The organism is Sinorhizobium sp. 7-81, from assembly GCF_030124405.1.
GTDB lineage: Bacteria > Pseudomonadota > Alphaproteobacteria > Rhizobiales > Rhizobiaceae > Sinorhizobium > Sinorhizobium psoraleae.
In genome coordinates this window covers 599,951-617,333 of record NZ_JASKLT010000002.1, presented here as the reverse complement: position 1 = coordinate 617,333, position 17,383 = coordinate 599,951, and the positions used below count along the sequence as shown (strand labels likewise).

Annotated in this window: 18 protein-coding genes and 1 pseudogene; 7 read left to right on the top strand and 12 right to left on the bottom strand. The window is 62.0% G+C overall.

Features of this window, described 5'->3' with window-relative positions:
* Positions 1-53: 53 nt before the first annotated feature.
* From QN224_RS10130 to QN224_RS10120, 3 genes are read right to left on the bottom strand one after another with little or no spacing between them, the layout of a single operon-like run.
* The gene (locus QN224_RS10130) at positions 54-482 is read right to left on the bottom strand and encodes a DoxX family protein (RefSeq protein ID WP_336621108.1); all 429 of its coding nucleotides are present in this window, start codon (positions 480-482) and stop codon (positions 54-56) included.
* Between the two features lie 11 nt (positions 483-493).
* Positions 494-979: an SRPBCC domain-containing protein gene (locus QN224_RS10125; RefSeq protein ID WP_173512041.1), complete on the bottom strand. Its 486-nt coding sequence runs from the start codon at positions 977-979 to the stop codon at positions 494-496.
* Positions 963-1,310 (bottom strand): helix-turn-helix transcriptional regulator, encoded by a 348-nt coding sequence (locus tag QN224_RS10120; protein ID WP_173512040.1) that lies wholly within the window; start codon positions 1,308-1,310, stop codon positions 963-965. Before QN224_RS10120 ends, QN224_RS10125 begins: the two co-directional genes overlap by 17 nt.
* A 98-nt stretch (positions 1,311-1,408) precedes the next feature.
* Between QN224_RS10120 and QN224_RS10115 the strand changes: the two genes are divergently transcribed.
* A complete protein-coding gene (locus tag QN224_RS10115) occupies positions 1,409-1,744 on the top strand; it encodes a hypothetical protein (protein ID WP_283976534.1) in 336 nt (111 codons plus the stop codon).
* A gap of 175 nt (positions 1,745-1,919) precedes the next feature.
* Here QN224_RS10115 and QN224_RS10110 read toward each other — a convergent pair whose 3' ends face one another.
* Complete coding sequence (locus tag QN224_RS10110; protein WP_173512038.1) at positions 1,920-3,326, bottom strand: FAD/NAD(P)-binding protein; 1,407 nt, start codon at positions 3,324-3,326, stop codon at positions 1,920-1,922.
* A gap of 675 nt (positions 3,327-4,001) precedes the next feature.
* Between QN224_RS10110 and QN224_RS10105 the strand changes: the two genes are divergently transcribed.
* Entirely contained in the window at positions 4,002-5,219 is a 1,218-nt protein-coding gene (locus tag QN224_RS10105; RefSeq protein ID WP_173512037.1) for an SfnB family sulfur acquisition oxidoreductase, read from the top strand.
* A 64-nt stretch (positions 5,220-5,283) separates the two neighbouring features.
* Here QN224_RS10105 and QN224_RS10100 read toward each other — a convergent pair whose 3' ends face one another.
* A complete protein-coding gene (locus QN224_RS10100; RefSeq protein WP_283976533.1) occupies positions 5,284-6,294 on the bottom strand; it encodes an MBL fold metallo-hydrolase in 1,011 nt (336 codons plus the stop codon).
* Positions 6,295-6,584: 290 nt separating this feature from the next.
* Here QN224_RS10100 and QN224_RS10095 point away from each other — a divergent pair, with 290 nt between their 5' ends.
* From QN224_RS10095 to QN224_RS10085, 3 genes are all read left to right on the top strand, one after another.
* Positions 6,585-7,133 (top strand): GXWXG domain-containing protein, encoded by a 549-nt coding sequence (locus tag QN224_RS10095; RefSeq protein WP_283976922.1) that lies wholly within the window; start codon positions 6,585-6,587, stop codon positions 7,131-7,133.
* Positions 7,134-7,384: 251 nt separating this feature from the next.
* Positions 7,385-7,663, top strand: a complete 279-nt coding sequence (locus tag QN224_RS10090; RefSeq protein WP_283976532.1) for a hypothetical protein — start codon at positions 7,385-7,387, stop codon at positions 7,661-7,663.
* 389 nt (positions 7,664-8,052) lie between these two features.
* Positions 8,053-8,331 carry a hypothetical protein gene (locus tag QN224_RS10085; protein ID WP_283976531.1) on the top strand — a complete coding sequence of 93 codons (279 nt, stop codon included), beginning with the start codon at positions 8,053-8,055 and terminating at the stop codon, positions 8,329-8,331.
* A gap of 322 nt (positions 8,332-8,653) precedes the next feature.
* Here the strand turns inward: QN224_RS10085 and QN224_RS10080 are convergent, their stop codons facing one another.
* Positions 8,654-9,385, bottom strand: a complete 732-nt coding sequence (locus QN224_RS10080; RefSeq protein WP_173512497.1) for a GntR family transcriptional regulator — start codon at positions 9,383-9,385, stop codon at positions 8,654-8,656.
* 227 nt (positions 9,386-9,612) lie between these two features.
* Between QN224_RS10080 and QN224_RS10075 the strand changes: the two genes are divergently transcribed.
* Both QN224_RS10075 and QN224_RS10070 read left to right on the top strand, forming a co-directional pair.
* Positions 9,613-10,626, top strand: a complete 1,014-nt coding sequence (locus QN224_RS10075; RefSeq protein ID WP_283976530.1) for an SIS domain-containing protein — start codon at positions 9,613-9,615, stop codon at positions 10,624-10,626.
* A 185-nt stretch (positions 10,627-10,811) separates the two neighbouring features.
* The gene (locus tag QN224_RS10070) at positions 10,812-11,624 is read left to right on the top strand and encodes a PfkB family carbohydrate kinase (RefSeq protein ID WP_283976529.1); all 813 of its coding nucleotides are present in this window, start codon (positions 10,812-10,814) and stop codon (positions 11,622-11,624) included.
* Between the two features lie 21 nt (positions 11,625-11,645).
* On the opposite strand, the pseudogene QN224_RS10065 reads toward QN224_RS10070, so the two are convergent.
* The 6 genes and pseudogenes from QN224_RS10065 to QN224_RS10040 all read right to left on the bottom strand — a co-directional run bounded on the left by QN224_RS10065 (position 11,646) and on the right by QN224_RS10040 (position 17,200).
* A pseudogene (locus QN224_RS10065) lies at positions 11,646-12,398 on the bottom strand (amino acid ABC transporter ATP-binding protein).
* Positions 12,399-12,413: 15 nt separating this feature from the next.
* Complete coding sequence (locus QN224_RS10060; RefSeq protein WP_283976528.1) at positions 12,414-13,298, bottom strand: DMT family transporter; 885 nt, start codon at positions 13,296-13,298, stop codon at positions 12,414-12,416.
* Positions 13,288-14,259 carry an amino acid ABC transporter permease gene (locus QN224_RS10055; RefSeq protein ID WP_283976527.1) on the bottom strand — a complete coding sequence of 324 codons (972 nt, stop codon included), beginning with the start codon at positions 14,257-14,259 and terminating at the stop codon, positions 13,288-13,290. The genes QN224_RS10060 and QN224_RS10055 overlap by 11 nt, the downstream gene beginning before the upstream one ends.
* 19 nt (positions 14,260-14,278) lie before the next feature.
* Positions 14,279-15,559 (bottom strand): FAD-binding oxidoreductase, encoded by a 1,281-nt coding sequence (locus tag QN224_RS10050; protein ID WP_283976526.1) that lies wholly within the window; start codon positions 15,557-15,559, stop codon positions 14,279-14,281.
* A gap of 59 nt (positions 15,560-15,618) precedes the next feature.
* On the bottom strand, positions 15,619-16,446 hold the full coding sequence (locus tag QN224_RS10045; RefSeq protein WP_269286165.1) for a transporter substrate-binding domain-containing protein: 828 nt from the start codon (positions 16,444-16,446) through the stop codon (positions 15,619-15,621).
* Positions 16,447-16,834: 388 nt separating this feature from the next.
* Positions 16,835-17,200: a DUF2188 domain-containing protein gene (locus QN224_RS10040; protein ID WP_283976525.1), complete on the bottom strand. Its 366-nt coding sequence runs from the start codon at positions 17,198-17,200 to the stop codon at positions 16,835-16,837.
* Between the last annotated feature and the right edge of the window lie 183 nt (positions 17,201-17,383).

Here is a 17,383-nt window from a genome sequence, read left to right as displayed (position 1 = left end):
GCTGAAACCGTCGAGGGGAGCTGCACTGCAGGTCGCCGGTGCGTCCATCCCGCTTATTGGCTGGAAACAGGCAACGCTGCCACGTCCCTCGAACGAGGTGGAGCGGAAGGCTCTCGCGCAAGCGGAAACAGAGCCCTGAGGCGCTGGTCGCGGAGCCATAGGCCACCCCACATGAACAGCCCGAGATAGATGCTGAACAGGATGTGGCTGAAGAGTGGGCTGCCCGCGCGGATCTGGGTCGCCATAGCGCCGCCGAGCAGCCCCATCATCATCACCGCACCGAGCACGCTTGTGCGCGGAATCAGGTAAAGCACGAGGCAGGTCAGCTCGATGAGGCCGATCAAGAACGAATAGCCGGCAGGCCAGCCGAGCTCAGCCATCGTCGCTTCCGCCACAGGCATTTGGAGCAGCTTGGGCGCGATCGAGGCACCAAGCATGAACAGGGCAAAAAGCCCGGTGAGAATCCGACCGGTCCAGAGCATCGCGGGCGTGTTCAAACTGTCCTCCCGTAGGTGTGCAGCCACTGATCGAGACGGGCGAAGGTGCCCGTCCAGCCGTGGCGATGTCCGGCAAGACTTTGCTCGGACTTCAATCCCTGCTGCGTGAACTCCATCTGCGTCTGCCCGTCGGGCAGTTCGGTGAGGAGCATGGTGACGAGCGTGTCGACCGGAGTGCCGTCCTCGTGATCGTCGCTCTCCCACTTGAAGCTGAACACCAGCCGCTCGGGCGGAACCACCTCGCGATAGACGCCGCCCTGCCAGAGCACGCGATCTTCCGACGTCGAGCGCAGGCAGGCACGCCAGGTGCCGCCCGGACGCAGGTCCTGCTCGGTGCGGACCGCGGGCCATTCAGGCGGCCCGAACCATGCGACAAGCATCTCCGGCCGCGTCCAGGCGCGCCAGACCAGCTCTCGCGGCGCATTGAAGATGCGACGCAGGTTCAGCGTGTGCGCTGCAAGCCTGTCAGTGACGGGAGCCATCGTCGCTCCCCGATTGGATGCTCTTCAGATAGGCATCCAGCCGGTCGAAGCTCGATTCCCAGAAGTGGCGATACTGATCGATCCAGTCGGCGACCCCCTTCATCGCAAGCGGCTCGAGCTTGGCGGGCCGCCACTGCGCGGTGCGGCTGCGGCTGACGAGCCCGGCACTCTCCAGCACCTTCAGATGCCGCGAGATGGCCGGCAGGCTCATCGCAAACGGAGCGGCGAGATCGTTCACCGACGTCTCGCCCTCGCTCAACCGGGCAAGGATCGCGCGGCGCGTGGGATCGGCAAGGGCAGCGAACTGGGCGCTCAGGGGATCGGTGTGCATGACATATCCTTGTATTTAACATGGATGTTAAATATGCTGTGAAAGGCTGTCAAGGGCTCGGCTATCTTGAGCATCGGGTTGTTCGACGGCGAGCAAAAATGGTCCTCGCTGCAACAGGCGCCATAATGAAGTATAATCGCGTAGACCCCCAACCGATCTTAGAGGGAGCGAAAGAACAAATGTCCGTGGGCGCGGGTCCGCGAAAAGCGGACGCTGAATATGCGATTGAATACTTCCAGGAGAACCCGGAAGCCGGCCTTTGCTACGAGGATCGGCGCTGGTGGATTACGCCGAACGCAAACGAGACCGATCAGCAGGTCCTGCTACTTGACGTGAATGAGGCCGAACGGCTCAAGGATAATCCTCGCCTTCAACTCGTGTCGGGAATCGCTCATGCGGAACGGTCGCTCTGGGTCGTTCGAAGAATGACATAGATAGCTATCCGCCGTCTGTCTCTGAGCGCTAGCACGGCTTGGCAGGTTCGAGCGGGTGTTGTGCGAATTCGACGTCGCGCCGATCTAGAAAAATACGCAGCCACGCAAAGTGCGACAGCACCTGCACGTCTAAAAAGACGCACGGGTGCTGTAGCCTACATCGTCGCGGTTCCGATCACCCCGCCTTCAGTGCTACGCGCTTGCCGGTCGCGATCAGGCGTGCCGCCGCATAGGTCTGGGTGACGATCTCCGGGACGAGGTCGATGTCGGGCAAGCTGCCTACTCCGAGCGGACCGATCGCAAAGAGGTTCGGCGTGCGGCCGCCGCTGCCGAGCACCTCTCCGGTGGGGCTGACGGCAATGCCGAGTTCGAGCTCGTCCGGCATGGCCAATCCGCCGGCAAAAAGGCTTTGAAGCAACGGCGCCTGGAGGTCCGGCGCCGAGCAGCGGCAGTCGATCACCTGGTCGGCCCGCAGCAGTTCCTCCGTTGGCTCGCCGGACCAGCGAACCATCAGTCCTTCCGGCACCCGCCGCCCGGCCCATCCGCGACGAAGTATCGTCCGGCCCTCGGCAAGCTCCTGCTGGAGGCGAGCATGGACGGCCGCCGGCAGGCGGTTTCTGTGGCTGTCGTAGATGGCGCGCAGATGCCGGTTGAACTGGCGCTTTTCCCGCGCGGGGAGCGCCTGCCAGAGCGAGCGCGCACGGCGGCGAAGCCCGTTCATCGCCGACTGCCAGCTCTGCCCCTTGGCCTCCGCATCGGCGCAGGCCTTGCGGACGAACCGGACGATCTCCCGGAGGCTCGACGGCATCGGGTCGACCGGGAAACTCGGGGCCGCCGACAGGCGCGTATGCGTCTGCGGAAGAAAGCCATGTCGCGACAGGAGCGTGACCGTTCCCGCGTAGCCGTTGTCACGCAACTGGAAGAGCTGATCGACGACACGAATGCCGCTGCCAAGAAGGATCGCATGCCGCGGATCGACAAGCCGGCGGGCTCTGACGACCGGCCGCTCCTCGTCGGGAACATCGACGTCGCGAGGCCTCATGCCAAAGCCGGTCGCGAGCACGACGACATCGCATTCGTCGGTTCCGGCATCGTGAACGAGCGTAAAGCGACCTGTGGCGAGCTTGTGCAGACCACGGACTGGCTGGTGGGAGAACTTCACGGTGATATCGGAACGGCGTGCAAGCGCCTCGGAAAAACGCTGATGGACGTAGTCGCTGAAAATGCCCCTGGGCACGAAAATCTGCTGGAAGCCAGGTATCGCCGCCGGTACCGCCGCCCGGAATTCGCCATTGGTGCAAAGCCAGTCGTTGAAATCGTCAGGCTGCCCGGCGGCAACCGAGAGATCACGCACGCGGCTGTTGAGTATCTCGCAGCTCTGCGCCGAGGATAGGGCCTGGCCACCGCTGATCGACGGGTGAGGATCGTACATGGTCAAATGGAAGGATACGCGGACCGACTTCATGAGCGCGATCGCCATCATGATGCCTGAAAATCCACGCCCGACGATGGCAATCTCGGGCTTCGAGGATAGGCCGGCCGCCGCGGGCGGCTTCGTTGCAAACAATCCGTAAACAGTCATGTGAGCTCCTTTGCGTCCGGCCGCAGCCGTATCAGTCGTGGGCAACCCCTACGCAGGACTTCGAGACACACAAATAGCTGCCGTTTGAATTTTCAGGGATATCAAGACTGGATGCCGCTCGGCTACCGGGAAGTCTGCGCTCCTTTGGCTGCCTCCAGCGCCGCGCCTCCTATCAGACGCATGCTTATGCGGCATAGTCTATCAAGTTAGTATTTTATGACAAAGAGACCGATCGGCAAGCGTTTTGTTCGACCGCTCGTCTCAACCACTCGTCTCAAGCAGTCGCCGCCGAACAACATCACGCGGCGCTTCCGATTGAAACCAAGCCACGATTGCCCCTCGACAGCAGTGCGCCAAACGGCTTCGCCCGTCGCCGCCTTTACAGCCTTCTCCACCGCGACCGGACGTACAATTGGCGAATGCAAGAAAACAGTCCATGCTTCATGATATGAGAGTGGATCGACGCGAGCGAAGCAAAGAAAGTTCAATATCCATAAATTCTATAGAACAAGCTTCCTTACCGGATGTAAGGTGATCGTTCAGTGATACGGGCCAATGTCGGAGCGGACTCCTGGGCGTGAAAACGGCTTCCGCCCGCACCGACGTTCTTGGAACCGATTGCGAGTGTTCCGGATTGATGCGATCCAGGGACGTCGCGATCTATGGAGGATCGATATGGGAACCATCTCGCAGTTCGCCGAGAAGACGAGATCGCCCGCGCAGCGCATCGAAAGCGAGGAAGAGGCCTTGTCGGTTGCAAGAGATCTGGCAAGGCAGTTTGCGGTACGTGCCAGCGAGCGTGATCTGGAGCGCGTTCTTCCCCATGAAGAACTCGATCAACTCGCGCAATCGGGCCTGCTGGCGATCAGCGTTCCATCGGATTACGACGGGATCGATGTATCGAACGCCGTGCTCGCCGAGGTCGCGGCGATCCTCTCCGAAGCCGACAGCTCGATCGGCCAGATTCCCCAGAACCATTTCTATGTCCTGGAGGCGCTTCGTCACGACGGGACGGAGGAGCAGAAGAAGTTCTTTTTCGGGCGGGTGCTTGCTGGCGACCGGTTCGGCAATGCGCTCGCCGAAACCGGTACGGAGACCGTCGGCGATTACGACACGCGCCTGACCGAAGACGGTGCCGGATACCGGATCAACGGCCGCAAATATTATTCGACCGGCGTTCTCTTTGCCGATTGGATCGCAATTTTCGCGCTCGATCCTGCCGACCAGTTGACAATGTCCTTCGTCCCGCGCGGCACCGAAGGCGTGCAGATCATCGACGACTGGGACAGTTTCGGGCAACGCGTCACCGGCAGCGGCACGACCGTACTGCAGAATGTCTATGTGAACGCCGGATCCGTCGTCCGGTTTCACCGCGGATTCGAACGTCCCGGCACCATCGGCTCCGTCGGCCAGATCATCCATGCCGGCGTGGATCTCGGCATTGCGCGCGCCGCTTTCCGGGAGACCGTCGACTCCGTCCGCACCAAGGCGCGGCCGTGGACGGGCAGCGGCGTGGAACGGGCGTCGGAAGACCCATTGACGATCGCCCGGGTCGGCGAGATCGCCATCCGCCTGGAGGCGGCGTCGGCAGTCGTCGAACATGCGGGAAGAAAGGTCGACATCGCCCAAATCGATCCGACGGAGCAACACGCAATCGAAGCGAGCCTTGCTGTCGCCGCCGCCCAGGTTCTGACGACAGAGGTCGCGCTCGACGCCACCAACACGCTCTTCGAACTTGCCGGCACCGCCTCGACCAAGGTCGCACTCAATCTCGACCGCTACTGGCGCAATGCGCGCACGCACACACTGCACGATCCGGTGCGCTGGAAATATCACGTGGTCGGCAACTACCATCTCAACGACGTGACGCCACCTCGAAATGGATCGCCGTGACTGATTTCGCTCGGCGAGGACCGAATCAAGCTCATGGGCTGGCGATTGCAGTTGTCAGTTTAGCTCAAGGATCCGCATGAGGAGCCTGGTCGGCAAGGCCTGCCCGGAACTCTTCAATCAGCGATTGTTCCCGACCGAGATAGCGCGGTGAGAAATGCATGGGAACAGCCCTTGTCACAAGGGCGGCTGCAGCGATACTGCCGGCCTGCAATGCGGTCAGGTGCCTTTTGGAAGCTGCAATCGCCTTGTCCTCATCAAGGAAGCCGCCCTCGATAAAGAGGTAGTCCGACCCTCCCGCCAACGCAAGCAAGCGTGAGACGTTCGCGTCGGTAAATGCCAGGTCCGTTGCGTAGCAGACTCGTTCTCCCGGGCCGGTGACGAGCGCCTTGGCACTGAGGAGGTCGCCCAGTGTCACGTCGCGGTGGCCGGGAATTTGCACGACCGCGCCCGGGCCCCCGTGAGACCTCACGAGACGTTTGGCCTCCGTCAGCCAGGGGCCTACCGGAAGGCCAAGCTGATCCAGCACCGTCTTATGCACGTTTACCCGCAGGCTCTCCTGAAACGCGAATGCCAGGCACGGAATCCCGTGATCGAGCTCGATCGCTTCGATGTGGAAGTCTGGCTCCACGAGGAGACGCGGGGAAGCCAGCACCTCGACGCCGAGCGTCTCGCGATCGAGTCTACTGCGTGCCTTGAACCGGGATCGGGTCAGCTCATCCTTGAGATTCCACTCTGCCGCAATGATCGAGAAATCCTCGGAAGTCTCATTGAGAAGATTCCAGGTGTACGATCGCAGCTTTGCCTCGACGGCGTCTGTCAGACCGGGAGGACCGAATATTTGAAGCTCCGCCGTCCGGTTGAGGTGGAACCGGAGCATCCGGTCGAAGCCCGCGAAATGATCCATATGCATGTGAGACACAAATACGTGCCGGATCTTGGAAACGGTGCCAGCCGGAAGAGGAGACAGATCGCCGAGATCGAACAGGATCGCACGCGACTTGAAAGTGAAATCAAGCAGAACGCCCGCATCGCCGAAAGGCTCATTGACCAGCCTGGGTTGAACAAGGAACACCACATGCCGCTCCTGCAGAATACGACCCGGCAAACCGCCTCGTGCGTGGAATCTTGCGTTCGGGAAGTGCCGCGCAGCGCAGTTCTCAAGTCATCTGACGCTCACAGGCTCGCCCGTGTCAACCGCCCGGCCTGGAGCGCCGCGCGTCCACCGGACGCGCAAAGGCAGCGGCAGCATTTCGTACTGCGGCATGTTCTTGTCCTTGTCGGCTCCGGTGGACGATCAGGAGGCGTGCCCTAGATAAACGCGGCATGTGTAGCGACTTAGGCACGTCGTTGAGTACGCACATGAAGATGGGCTCCCAGCACGAGGCCCTCGCCTATTTCGATAGCCTGGACGCGGTGCCGGTGACCGAGATGGTGGGGCTTTGGAAAGGCCGCGGAATTGCGACCGGGCATCCGCTGGACGGGGTGCTGGAGAACCTGGGTTGGTTCGGTAAACGCTTCCGCCCCGACATGCGCGCCGACGCTCTGTTGTTCAATACGTACGGCAACCGCCTCGTGCCGATCGATCCATCTCCAGTCCCGCTTCATCTGGCCTTTCGCTTCCATCGGTTAGGTCGCACCAGCGCCGCCAGGAATTTGTTCTCCCATTTGGTCAAACATCTGCGCGCGCGAGGCCCGACAGCTATTCTGCGGACGTCACGCTTTCGAGACCGGACCAGCGCGGCCATGCTCTACGACCGCAAGCCCATCATCGACCATTTCCGAAGGATCGGTCCGGAGAGGGTGCTCGGGTTAATGGCGGTGGAGGGAGACGACCGCTGCTTCTTCTTTCAGCTCGACTACGTGAATGATCCCGATCCATCGCTGCGGTACGATTACAGCGCCGCGCGCCTATGATGCCTTTGCTCCATCTCACCGGAGCAGCGCCATGCCAAGGTAAAGTAAGCAGAGCACGACGGGCGTTCGCGACATGCGCCAGCCGCATGGTAGCTATTCCTTGCATCCATCGCCCTCGATCCCGATCTAATGGCCTGGGAGCGGCCTTCGGCCTCCCGGACTCCAATCATCGAAGCAATCAACGCAATAGACGTCCGTCCGGCTGCCTGGCCGCGCGCGACCAATTCCGACTAAGAACAGAGGAGCTAGCCATGAGGGATTCTGCCAAGACCCTGGACGCGATGACGCTTCGCGAGCGTTCGGACATGATGACATTGGTCGCAGACGCGCTTGAGGCGACTGCCGAGGAGGCGCAGGAAATCGGCGACGACAGGTTTGCAGCAAACTCGATCAGTCTGGCCAGGACCATAAGCGGTTGCGCCAGCGAGGTCGTGACAAGGGACCTGCCAGCGGCTGAGCTTCTCTTGCAGCACGGCATCGCGCTGATCGCGCAATTTCAAGGCCGGGCGCCGCGGTCCACCGTGCACTAAAGCGTGCAGCAGGCCATCCGACAGCGACGTAACGGGCTCGCGAGGGAACGTATGCGCTGCCGGCTCTGCCATCTGGAGCGGAACAGTCTCGGCAACCAGTCGTTACCACGTCTATGACGACATGCGGGAATGCGCAGAAACGAGCTGGTGGACGAAGGTCCACCAGCGCGCTTCCCCGCATCTTGCATTGGGAAGCGTCCCCGGCGCCGATATCCGCAACCGGAATGCGAGAAGGGTGCAGCCCTGCGTCCCATTTGCCGGTGGCGGAGCTACAGCTGGAGGCTGGCAACGGGGCGCGAAAATCCATGGCAGCGTGGGCCCCGCCTTGTCGGACACGGTGATGCAGAGGCAGGCTTATTGCAGATCCTGCTGCCGTTCAGGAGGAAGAAATGTTAGATGAGAAACAGAAATTGCTACTCGAGGAAGAAGTCCGCAGGGTCCTGCAGGAGTTCGATCAGAGCGGTGCGGCATTCACGCCCTCAATGCTCATTTCCGCAATGAGGGACACTGGAAGACTTGCCGACGGCAACGCGCTTGACGAGGATGATGCCGAGGCCTTCGTCGCCGACGTCGTAACCCGGCGGCTGGACGAACTGGAAGGGCGCCGGAGACAGATCGTTCCGCTGGAAAGCGAGCCCGAGCAGAAATGGCGCTTCAAGGATGCGTAACAATCGGTGTGGTAGAAAGCCTCTCGGTCGACTGCCCCGGCAAGCTGCTCCGTTTCGTCCTCTGCATCAATCGGCAAGTCGTCAGACTGTCTCGTAAGTGCCGATTGAGAATCGCGGCCGGGATCTCGCTTCCGCTCATCACCAGGCTTGAGAGGAGCTATCAGTGCAATTTCACGCAGGGGCGGCAACGACAACAAGTCGGTGTGAGGAGCCGCATCCTACCCGCCAAGTTCAAACTGCTACAGCGTCCTTTGCGCGTCTGATAAGGCGCGCGGCGCTTTAGGATATTGATCCGCTTACCGGGGCAGTTCTCTAATCAAGCTCACTTGCGCACGAGGCTGAAGGAGAAATGGCTGCCGCGGTGATAGTCGATCGCGTAGTTCACTGGCGTGCCGGCAGCATTGAAGCAGGTCTCGGTGATGAGCAGCGCCGGTCCGAAATCGCGCAGGTCGTTGCGCTGGACGACCTCGTCGGGCAGCATGACGGCAGAGACCGTGGCAGCCGACATGCGTGGCCGGTTCTTGTATTCCTCCAGCAGGGAAAGCAGCGAACCACTCCAGTCGATGTCATAGAGCCTGGCCGGAATGATGCTGCGCGGCACGTAATCGAGGCAGTAGAGGATCGGCTCATCGCCCTGCAGCCGCAGCCGCTCGATGCGGATGACGCGGTCCGTCGCCGTCAGTTGCAGCTGTGCGGCCACGTGCTTGTCAGCGGTCTCCTCGGCGATCGAAAGCACCTTGCTGACCGGCTTGTAGCCGTAATGGTGCGCCATGTCGGTCACGCTCTCGAAGACCGTGATAGGCCGGTCGACGTGGACGGCGGAGATCGCCGAGACGAAGCGGCCCCGGCCGTGCTCGACGTAAATCAGATCATCCTGTTCCAGCAGCTTCAGCGCCTCGCGCAACGCGGGCCGGGAAATCTTGAAGCGCTGGGTTAACTGCGCTTCCGTCGGCAGCTTGTCGCCCGGCTTCAGGCCTTCGCTGCGAATGAGATCGGCGATGCGGTCACGAAGCTGGATCGCCAGGGTACGTGAATCGCGAAGAGGTTCGTCCATGGCGGCCTCGAGCAAGAATGATCTCAGTCTTGTTCTTGTCTGACAAATTCGAGGAGGTCAAGCGAATGAAGAGCGCTCCGTCCATCATGGGGACCTCTTGTCACAGGTAACTGCAGCGGAAATCAGAAGGTACGGCTTGACTTGACTGCATCATGATGTCAGTTGTCTTACAACATTGAAACAACAAAACTCCGACAATCACCACCCGTTGCACCGAGAGCAAGACCATGCTGAATTTTGACGAACAGAGATTTCTCCGCATCCAGTCGGGGGCCATCGCGCTACAGAAGCGCCTCGAAACGGTGATCGCGTCCTGCCTTTCGGCCGGTGCCGAAAATATCTTCTTTCTTGGCACCGGCGGAGCGGCGATTCTGATGCAGCCGGCCGCTCAACTGCTGCAACGCCGCTCGCGCTTCCCTGCCTTCGTCGACATGCCGGCCGAACTCGTCGTTACCGGCTGCGCGCATCTTACGGAAAAGTCGATCGTCGTGATGCCGTCGCTCTCCGGTACGACGAAGGAGAGCGTCGCGTTGCTTGCCAGGCTCAAGGAGGTCGGGGCGACCGTCGTCACGCTGGTCGGCCACGAGGAAACGCCACTAGGCAAGGGCGGCGATCATGTCTTCGTCAACTTCGCCGAGGACGACACGTCCTGCGAGTCCTTCTATCTGCAGTCGCTCTTCATCGCACTCGCCATCCTGAAGCAGCGCGGCGAGATTGCGAACCACGACGGGATCATCGCCGAATTGGCACGGATGCCGGAACTGCTTCTCGATGTGAAACGCGCCTACGAACCGAAGGCGGAGGCATTCGCGAAGATCCTCGCGGGGTCCGACTATCACATAATCACCGGCGCGGGGAACGTATGGCCGCAAGCCTTCTACTACGGCATGTGCATTTTGGAAGAGATGCAGTGGATCCGCACCCGGCCGGTGCATGCCTCCGACTTCTTCCATGGCACTCTGGAACTGGTCGAAAAGGGCGTCAGTGTCGTCCTCTTCAAGGGCGAGGATGCGCTCCGCCCGCTCGCCGAACGCGTCGAGAACTTCGCGCCGAACTACACCGACAAGCTGACGGTACTCGACACGGCGGATTTTGCGCTGCCTGGCATTTCGCCCGAGGTCCGCGCGCTCGTCTCGCCGGTACTGCTCGCCACCGTCCTCGAACGGATCAGTGCCCATCTCGAGGTCATGCGCAACCATCCGCTCACGACTCGCCGCTACTACAAGCGCGTCGCCTACTGACGCCGACGCTTGATTCCCGAGGCCGCTACAGCGCGGCGCGTCTGATCAGACGCGGAAAGGTCGCTGTACAGCTTTGAGTCTCTGCGTGATTTTGTCCTTAAATCGATTCCGATTTAAGGAACCAGGCAGTAGCCGCGAATGCACATCGTCGCATTCGCGGCTTAATGTCCGATCACGAGGCCTGTATGAAATCCCTTCGCTTCGCCACAGTCGGCGACAATTGCATCGACCGCTTCCAGCCGCCCCTCTCGCAGTCACTCGTCGGCGGCAACGCGGTGAACGTTGCCGTACAGCTCGCCCGGAAGGGGCATGTCGCCCACTACTTCGGTGCGGTCGGGCGTGATGCAGACGGGGTGCGCACGCGCCGCCTGCTGCAGAGCAACGGGGTGGCCCTGGATTATCTCCAGGAGCGGTCGGGCATCACCGCCTATACGAACATCGACGTGCTGCCGTCGGGCGAGCGCATCATTTCCTACGAGGATTTTGGCGTCTGTGCCGGCTATGCACCGGACGACGCGGAGGTGGCTGTGCTGAAGACGTTCGACCATGTCCATATCGGCTGGATGGACGACGGCGGCGCGCTCAGGCGCAGGCTGGTGGCGGAAGGGGTCAGCCTGTCGCAGGACGTTTCGGTGAATGCCGCCCCGGACGATCTCGGAGTTGCGGGGCTTGCTATCGCCTTCGCCTCGGCCGGACCAGACGAAGCGGCGGCCGAGCGGATAGCGGCGGAACTTCTGGCGCAGGGCGCCCGTATCGCCGTCGTCACGCGCGGATCGAATGGTTCCATGGCAACCGACGGAATTATCCGCGCTGAAGCCGGCATCAGGCCGGTCGCGGTCGTCGATACGACGGGCGCTGGCGACAGTTTCATCGCTGCGTTTCTCGCGGCCCATCTCGCTGGCAAGCCGCTCTCCGCATGCCTCGCGGACGGGCGGGACTGGGCCGCCGAGACCTGCACCCATATCGGCGGTTTTCCGCAGGAACCTTTGCCATTTTAGGCCGCGGGGCGGCGCCAGAGCTCAGTGGAGGAGCTGGCTGAGGAACAGGCTTGCACGCTCCGTCCTGGGGCGCGCGAAGAACTCGTCCGGCGTGCCCTCTTCGACGATCCGGCCGCGGTCCATGAAGATCACGCGATCGGCAACCTGGCGGGCGAAGCCCATCTCGTGCGTGACGCAGACCATCGTCATGCCCTCGCCGGCAAGCGCCACCATCGTATCGAGCACTTCCTTGACCATTTCCGGATCGAGCGCGGAGGTCGGCTCATCGAAGAGCATGACGCGCGGGTTCATGCAGAGCGCCCGGGCGATCGCGACGCGCTGCTGCTGGCCACCGGACAGTTGGCCCGGATACTTGTTCGCCTGTTCGGGAATGCGCACACGCTCCAGGAAATGCATCGCAATCTGGCGCGCCTCCTTCTTCGGCATCTTCTTCACCCACATCGGTGCCAGCGTGCAGTTTTCGAGGATTGTCAGATGCGGAAAGAGGTTGAACTGCTGAAACACCATGCCGACCTCGCGGCGGATCGCCTCCACCCGCTTCTCGTCATGATCTAGTTCGACTCCCGCGACGACTATCCGGCCGCTTTCATGCGCCTACAGACGATTGACGCAGCGGATGAGCGTCGACTTTCCCGAGCCCGAGGGGCCGCAGATCACGACTTTTTCGCGCGGAGCGATCGAAAGGTTTATGTCGTCAAGCGCATGATAGTGGCCGTACCACTTGTGAACGCCGCAAAGCTGGATTTCCGACAGTCCTTCGGTGGACGAGGGCATGATAAGTCTCCCGGATCACTTGAGTACGAGCCAGCCGGACAGGACGATAATCCCGGCGCCGACCAGCGTGTGGAATTCGAGGGGTGTTGCGAAGAGGAACACGCCGTAGAGGCCGCCCCAGACGATCTGGCTATATTGGAATGGAGCGACGACCGAAGCTTCGCCGATGCGGAAGGCCCGGACGAGCAGAGCGTGGCCGCCAAGAAGTAACGCTCCGCCGGCGCACGCGAGCGCGAAGTCTTGCGTGCTGATGGGAACGATGCCGCCGCCGACAAGTGCCACGCCGAGCGAAAGAGGCGTTAGAACGACGAGCAGGCTCGCGACGAGGGCCTCATCGGTCTCCGCCGTCTTCGTCCGGCGCAGGAGAACGAGCGAGAGCGCGAAAAGAACCGCCGAGCCGAGTGCGGCAGCATGGCCGAGGTTAAGCGGCGCGACGCCAGGCTTCAACGCCACCGCCACGCCAGCGAAGCCGATCACCACGCCTGCCCAGCCGATCGGCGAAAGCCGTTCCCCGAGCAGCACAAATCCAAGCATTGCCACGAGAATCGGCGTCAGGAAGGCAAGCAGATAGGCCTCGGCGAGCGGCAGGGCCGCAAAGGCATAGTGGATGAGCAAGGTGTCGCCCGCTAAAAGAAGGGCACGCAACAGCGCGAGACCGGGCTGACGCGGCACGAGCCGCCGGAGGCGTCCAGCGACACCAGCATGACAGAAGAGGATGACTAGCGCCGCCGCCGTTACCAGAAACGTCACCTGCGGGGCCGCGATTCCGGCGGCAAGCACTTTCACGATCGCGTCCGTGCCGGAAAAGACGGCGAAGGCCAGAAGCACCACGATCGCGGCCCGCCCGTTGGCGGCGGGCGCCGCGCCGTCGGCACCCGCGGAGGAGACCTCAGCGGACATCGAAGCGTCCAAAGCGTTCCTCGATGCGAGCCTGGGCGTATTCGAGGCAGATCGAGAGGATCCAGTAGATCATCGAGGCGGTGATCAGCATCTCGATATGGCGGAACTCGGTCTGGCCTTGGGTACGCGCGAGATACATGATTTCCCAGACGCCGACGACCGACACAAGTGAGGAGTCCTTCAGCATCGCGATGAACTGGTTGCCGGTCGGCGGGATGATGACGCGCATCGCCTGTGGCAGGATCACGAGGCCCATTGTCTGGGCAGGGCTGAGACCGAGCGCGGTCGCGCCTTCCGTCTGACCGCGTGGAATGCTCTCGATTCCGGCGCGGAAAATCTCGGTCATGTAGGCGCCGTAGCAGAGCGAGAGCGCCAGGATACCAGCAGGAACAGCGCTGATCACGTAGCCGACCTGCGGCAGACCTAGGTAGATGATGTAGATTTGCATGAGCAGCGGAAGGCCGCGGAAGAGCGAAGTGTAGAAGGTAGCGAGCCCGTAGACGACGCCGTTTCTGGAGAGCTTCGCAATGGCGCCGGCAAGCGCAATGACGGTCGCGATCACGATCGAAATCGCCGAGATGTAAAGCGTCGTCACGACGCCCTGCGAGATGAGGAATCCGATCTTCTTTGCGATGAAGGCGAAGGACAGATCGAAGGAATAGAAGAACAACATCAGGAGCGCGAAGAGTTCGGCCCAAACGGCGACGATCTGCTGACGCCGGGAAAGCTGGCGTAGCGCCTTCCAGTTCGCCGCCACAATCAGCGCAATCAGGAGTGCCGAGACCAGGCGACCGGCCGCCGGATTCTCCCCGAGCCAGCCTTGCGACGCCGGTAGCAACCGGCCGATCCAGGCGGAGCTTATGCCGAGCTGGTAAAGCGCAAGCGTCACGAGGGCGAGCACGAGAAGGGCGCCGGCCCGCCGCGATGCTTCCGGATAGGTGAGGATCAATCGACCGATCATGGTTGTGGTCTTTCCTGTCTCAGGCGGCGCGTTCGCGCCACCAGTCCTGCGCCTGGAGTTTCCAATAGGTGAGCTGAGCGACGGCGAGCCCGGCGAGCCCGCCCGCCCAAACGAGCCCGAACGGCTGATAGAATTTGTAGCGCTCCGATTGGCCAAGAATGCCCTCGGCGACGACCTTGCCGCCGATTGCGGTCGTGTTGAGTCCATGTCCACCAAAGGCCGTGCAGTACCATACGCCCGGGCTCATCTGCCCGATCTGTGGCATCAGGTGCCGGGCATAGGACATGAGGCCCGACCAGGCGAGCTCGGTCTTCAGGCCGGAAAGCTGCGGATAGGTACCTACCATCTCCGCCCTCAGCTCCCGGACGAGCGCATCCGTCGAGGCCGCGCGCGTGGTGATACGCCCACCCCACAGCAGGCGCTTCCCCCCGTCGACGACGCGGTAATAATCGCCGGCACGGCGGTTGTCGCCGATCGCGTCGGCGGTCGCGATCGCCGAAGCGATGAGATCGGGCGCTTCCTCGCTGACCATCACGTAGGTCGCGATCGGCAGGAAGGCGCGCTTGAGCCTGCCATGAAGCGATCCCGTGTAGCCGCCCGTCGTGAAGACGACGGTGCGGGCGCGGACCTCGCCACTCTCGGTCAAGACCCGCTTCTCGGCGCCGTCGAGCACCACCTTCGTCACAGCAGAGGACTCGTAGATCAGGCCGCCGAGGCGCTCGATCTCGCCGGCAAGCGCGCGCAAATAGTTGAGCGGATGCATGTGGAAGGCCCGCCTGTCGCGCAGCGCCTGGAAATAGCGATCGGACTTCAGCACTGAACGCACCTGGTCGCGGTCGAGGTAGTCGAGTTCGTAGTCGTACAGCCGACGCATTTTCTCCGCATGCGCCTTCATGCTGGCACCGTCCGCATAGCGCAGCACGCTTGTGATTCCGCGTGTCGGCAGGGCATCGCGGATCGCCAGCGCCTCGATCGTCTCGCGCACGAAGTCCATGCCTTCGATCGACAGCAGATGGAGGCGGCGGGCGGCATCCTCGCCGGCAATCCGTGCGATCTCGGCGCTGCCAGTCGCATAGCCGGGACTGACGAAGCCACCGTTACGGCCGGAGGCTCCGAAGCCGATGCTCTCGGCTTCCAGGACGGCAACTGCCTGCCCGCCGCGCGCAAGCTGCAGTGCCGTGGTGAGGCCCGCGAGGCCCCCGCCGATGATAACGGTGTCGCAATCCACGTTGCCCGCGAGCGACGGGCGCACCGTATGGTCCGCCATGGTTCGTCTGTAATAGCTATCTGGGTAGGTCATGCCGTGCCGGTCCGCTGAAAATGCAGGGGCGCGAGCGAAAATCGCCCGCGCCCATCCTGTCAGTCCGCGCTGTAGTCCTTGCCGTACCACTTGGTGGTCAGCGTCGCCAGCGTTCCGTCCTTCTTCATCTCTTCGATGATGCCACCGACCTTCTCGGTCCACTCCGGATCGACTTTCTCTGCGATGACGACCAGCGGCTCCTTGAAGGCGTATTCGCCGTCCAGCACGCGCAGCGGATAGCCGTTCTTGATCGCGTTGAGCGCGGTCTGCTCAGGTGCGATCACCGCATCGAGGCGCACACCGTTGCCGAGGCGCAGGTCATCGAAGGGCAGCATGGAGTCGGCAAAGGTGCGCACTTCGCCCGGCTCCAGCTTGTACTCGATCGGCGGCAAGCCCGGCGCGTCGATTTCGAGCCGGCGGTTGATGAAATCTTCCGAGGTCGTCGCCGTCTCGACGCCGATAACCTTGCCCTTCAGATCGTCCACCGCCTTCGCCTCGCTGTCCTTGTGCAGGACGTAGACGTATGGGCTGTAGTAGTAGATGCCGGCGAAATCGATGACCTGGGCGCGCGCCTTGGTGGGTGTCACCGAGCCGACGCCGAGGTCGTAGCGGCCCTGCCAACGGCCGCCGGTGAGCGTCGCCCAGTCCGGCGTCTCGAAGCTCACCTCGACGCCGAGGCGCTTGGCGATCTCACGCGAGACATCGATGTCGAAGCCGACCATCTCGTTGTTATCATCCAGATAGCTTTGGGGCGGCCAGCCGCTGTTGGTCGCGACGACCATCGCCTTCTTTTCCATGACCCGGTCGAGCGTCTGCCCCGCATGGGCAGAGACCGCAGCGGCGACGAATACAACCCCGATGGCAAGTCGTGCGATGAGCTTTTTCACATGATCCTCCTGTTCGATCCGTCAGCCACGATCCCTCTTTATGTAAGATGTCTGACAACTCTATGTGTAAAGGCGCACCGTCAGGAGTCAAGGGCATGCCAGGATGCGAATCATGAAACGATTAGATGAGACGATGCAATTCCGTGATGAATGATGTCGACGGTTGGCGGGTCTGCGCGACCGACACTTCACCGAGAGAAGTCGGCCGCAATGGTCCGCCGTTGCTCGTTGGAACCGACCGGTATCTTGGCTGCGAGTGCGAAGCGTTAGCGCCAGGAAAGCGCGCCAACAGCACGAAGCGGTTGGGCCGCGCGCTGCCAGCCGCACGCCCCGACTAACGATTGGCTTGGGGGCCTCGGCAAGCGATGCGAATGAGCGGCCCTTGAAGTTAGCGACGTTGGGTAGGACGAAGAACGTATCCGACCGCGAAGCCAATACCGGCGAGCAACAAGACAGTGCGAAGTGCACTGCGGTGCTTCGCGGTAGGGTGTCCTATCCCGTGCTGAACGCTTGGTGTATCGACGACTTCGGTACGGGGACGGTCGAGACCGGAGGCGACTTGCTCTTGCCAGTGGCCGGCGGAATCCTGGAATTCGATATTCTCGGTCGAACCGGGAGCCTCGTGGTGACGCGCCGCAATTTCCGCGGCGGCAAGTGCGTCGGCGTGGTTGGGAAAAGTTTCAGAGAAGACGTCGTCGACTTTGTAGGCCCACCCCCCGTCGTGCTCCACGATCTCATACCTTACCTTTGCCATCGCGCTGCTCCCGTTGAATGAAGCAAAAACATCCGACACTGATCTTGGTTCCGCGGGATCTCGGGATCCGAAAAAACACTGGCGAGCAGATGCCGCCCCGAGAGCAGTCGCCGCCGGCGGGCAGATGTTCTGGAAGGTTCGCGAGCAGTTGTTCGACGCGTTCACAGCGACGCACCGTACCGC

What these genes read in the sequence shown, in the direction of transcription:
- QN224_RS10085 (WP_283976531.1), top strand. Translation starts at nt 8,053, where the DNA reads ATGTTAGATGAGAAACAGAAATTGCTACTCGAGGAAGAAGTCCGCAGG.
- QN224_RS10125 (WP_173512041.1), bottom strand. Translation starts at nt 979, where the DNA reads ATGGCTCCCGTCACTGACAGGCTTGCAGCGCACACGCTGAACCTGCGT.
- QN224_RS10105 (WP_173512037.1), top strand. Translation starts at nt 4,002, where the DNA reads ATGGGAACCATCTCGCAGTTCGCCGAGAAGACGAGATCGCCCGCGCAG.
- QN224_RS10060 (WP_283976528.1), bottom strand. Translation starts at nt 13,298, where the DNA reads ATGTCCGCTGAGGTCTCCTCCGCGGGTGCCGACGGCGCGGCGCCCGCC.
- QN224_RS10040 (WP_283976525.1), bottom strand. Translation starts at nt 17,200, where the DNA reads ATGGCAAAGGTAAGGTATGAGATCGTGGAGCACGACGGGGGGTGGGCC.
- QN224_RS10115 (WP_283976534.1), top strand. Translation starts at nt 1,409, where the DNA reads ATGGTCCTCGCTGCAACAGGCGCCATAATGAAGTATAATCGCGTAGAC.
- QN224_RS10090 (WP_283976532.1), top strand. Translation starts at nt 7,385, where the DNA reads ATGAGGGATTCTGCCAAGACCCTGGACGCGATGACGCTTCGCGAGCGT.
- QN224_RS10095 (WP_283976922.1), top strand. Translation starts at nt 6,585, where the DNA reads ATGGGCTCCCAGCACGAGGCCCTCGCCTATTTCGATAGCCTGGACGCG.
- QN224_RS10120 (WP_173512040.1), bottom strand. Translation starts at nt 1,310, where the DNA reads ATGCACACCGATCCCCTGAGCGCCCAGTTCGCTGCCCTTGCCGATCCC.
- QN224_RS10070 (WP_283976529.1), top strand. Translation starts at nt 10,812, where the DNA reads ATGAAATCCCTTCGCTTCGCCACAGTCGGCGACAATTGCATCGACCGC.
- QN224_RS10050 (WP_283976526.1), bottom strand. Translation starts at nt 15,559, where the DNA reads ATGACCTACCCAGATAGCTATTACAGACGAACCATGGCGGACCATACG.
- QN224_RS10110 (WP_173512038.1), bottom strand. Translation starts at nt 3,326, where the DNA reads ATGACTGTTTACGGATTGTTTGCAACGAAGCCGCCCGCGGCGGCCGGC.
- QN224_RS10080 (WP_173512497.1), bottom strand. Translation starts at nt 9,385, where the DNA reads ATGGACGAACCTCTTCGCGATTCACGTACCCTGGCGATCCAGCTTCGT.
- QN224_RS10075 (WP_283976530.1), top strand. Translation starts at nt 9,613, where the DNA reads ATGCTGAATTTTGACGAACAGAGATTTCTCCGCATCCAGTCGGGGGCC.
- QN224_RS10130 (WP_336621108.1), bottom strand. Translation starts at nt 482, where the DNA reads ATGCTCTGGACCGGTCGGATTCTCACCGGGCTTTTTGCCCTGTTCATG.
- QN224_RS10055 (WP_283976527.1), bottom strand. Translation starts at nt 14,259, where the DNA reads ATGATCGGTCGATTGATCCTCACCTATCCGGAAGCATCGCGGCGGGCC.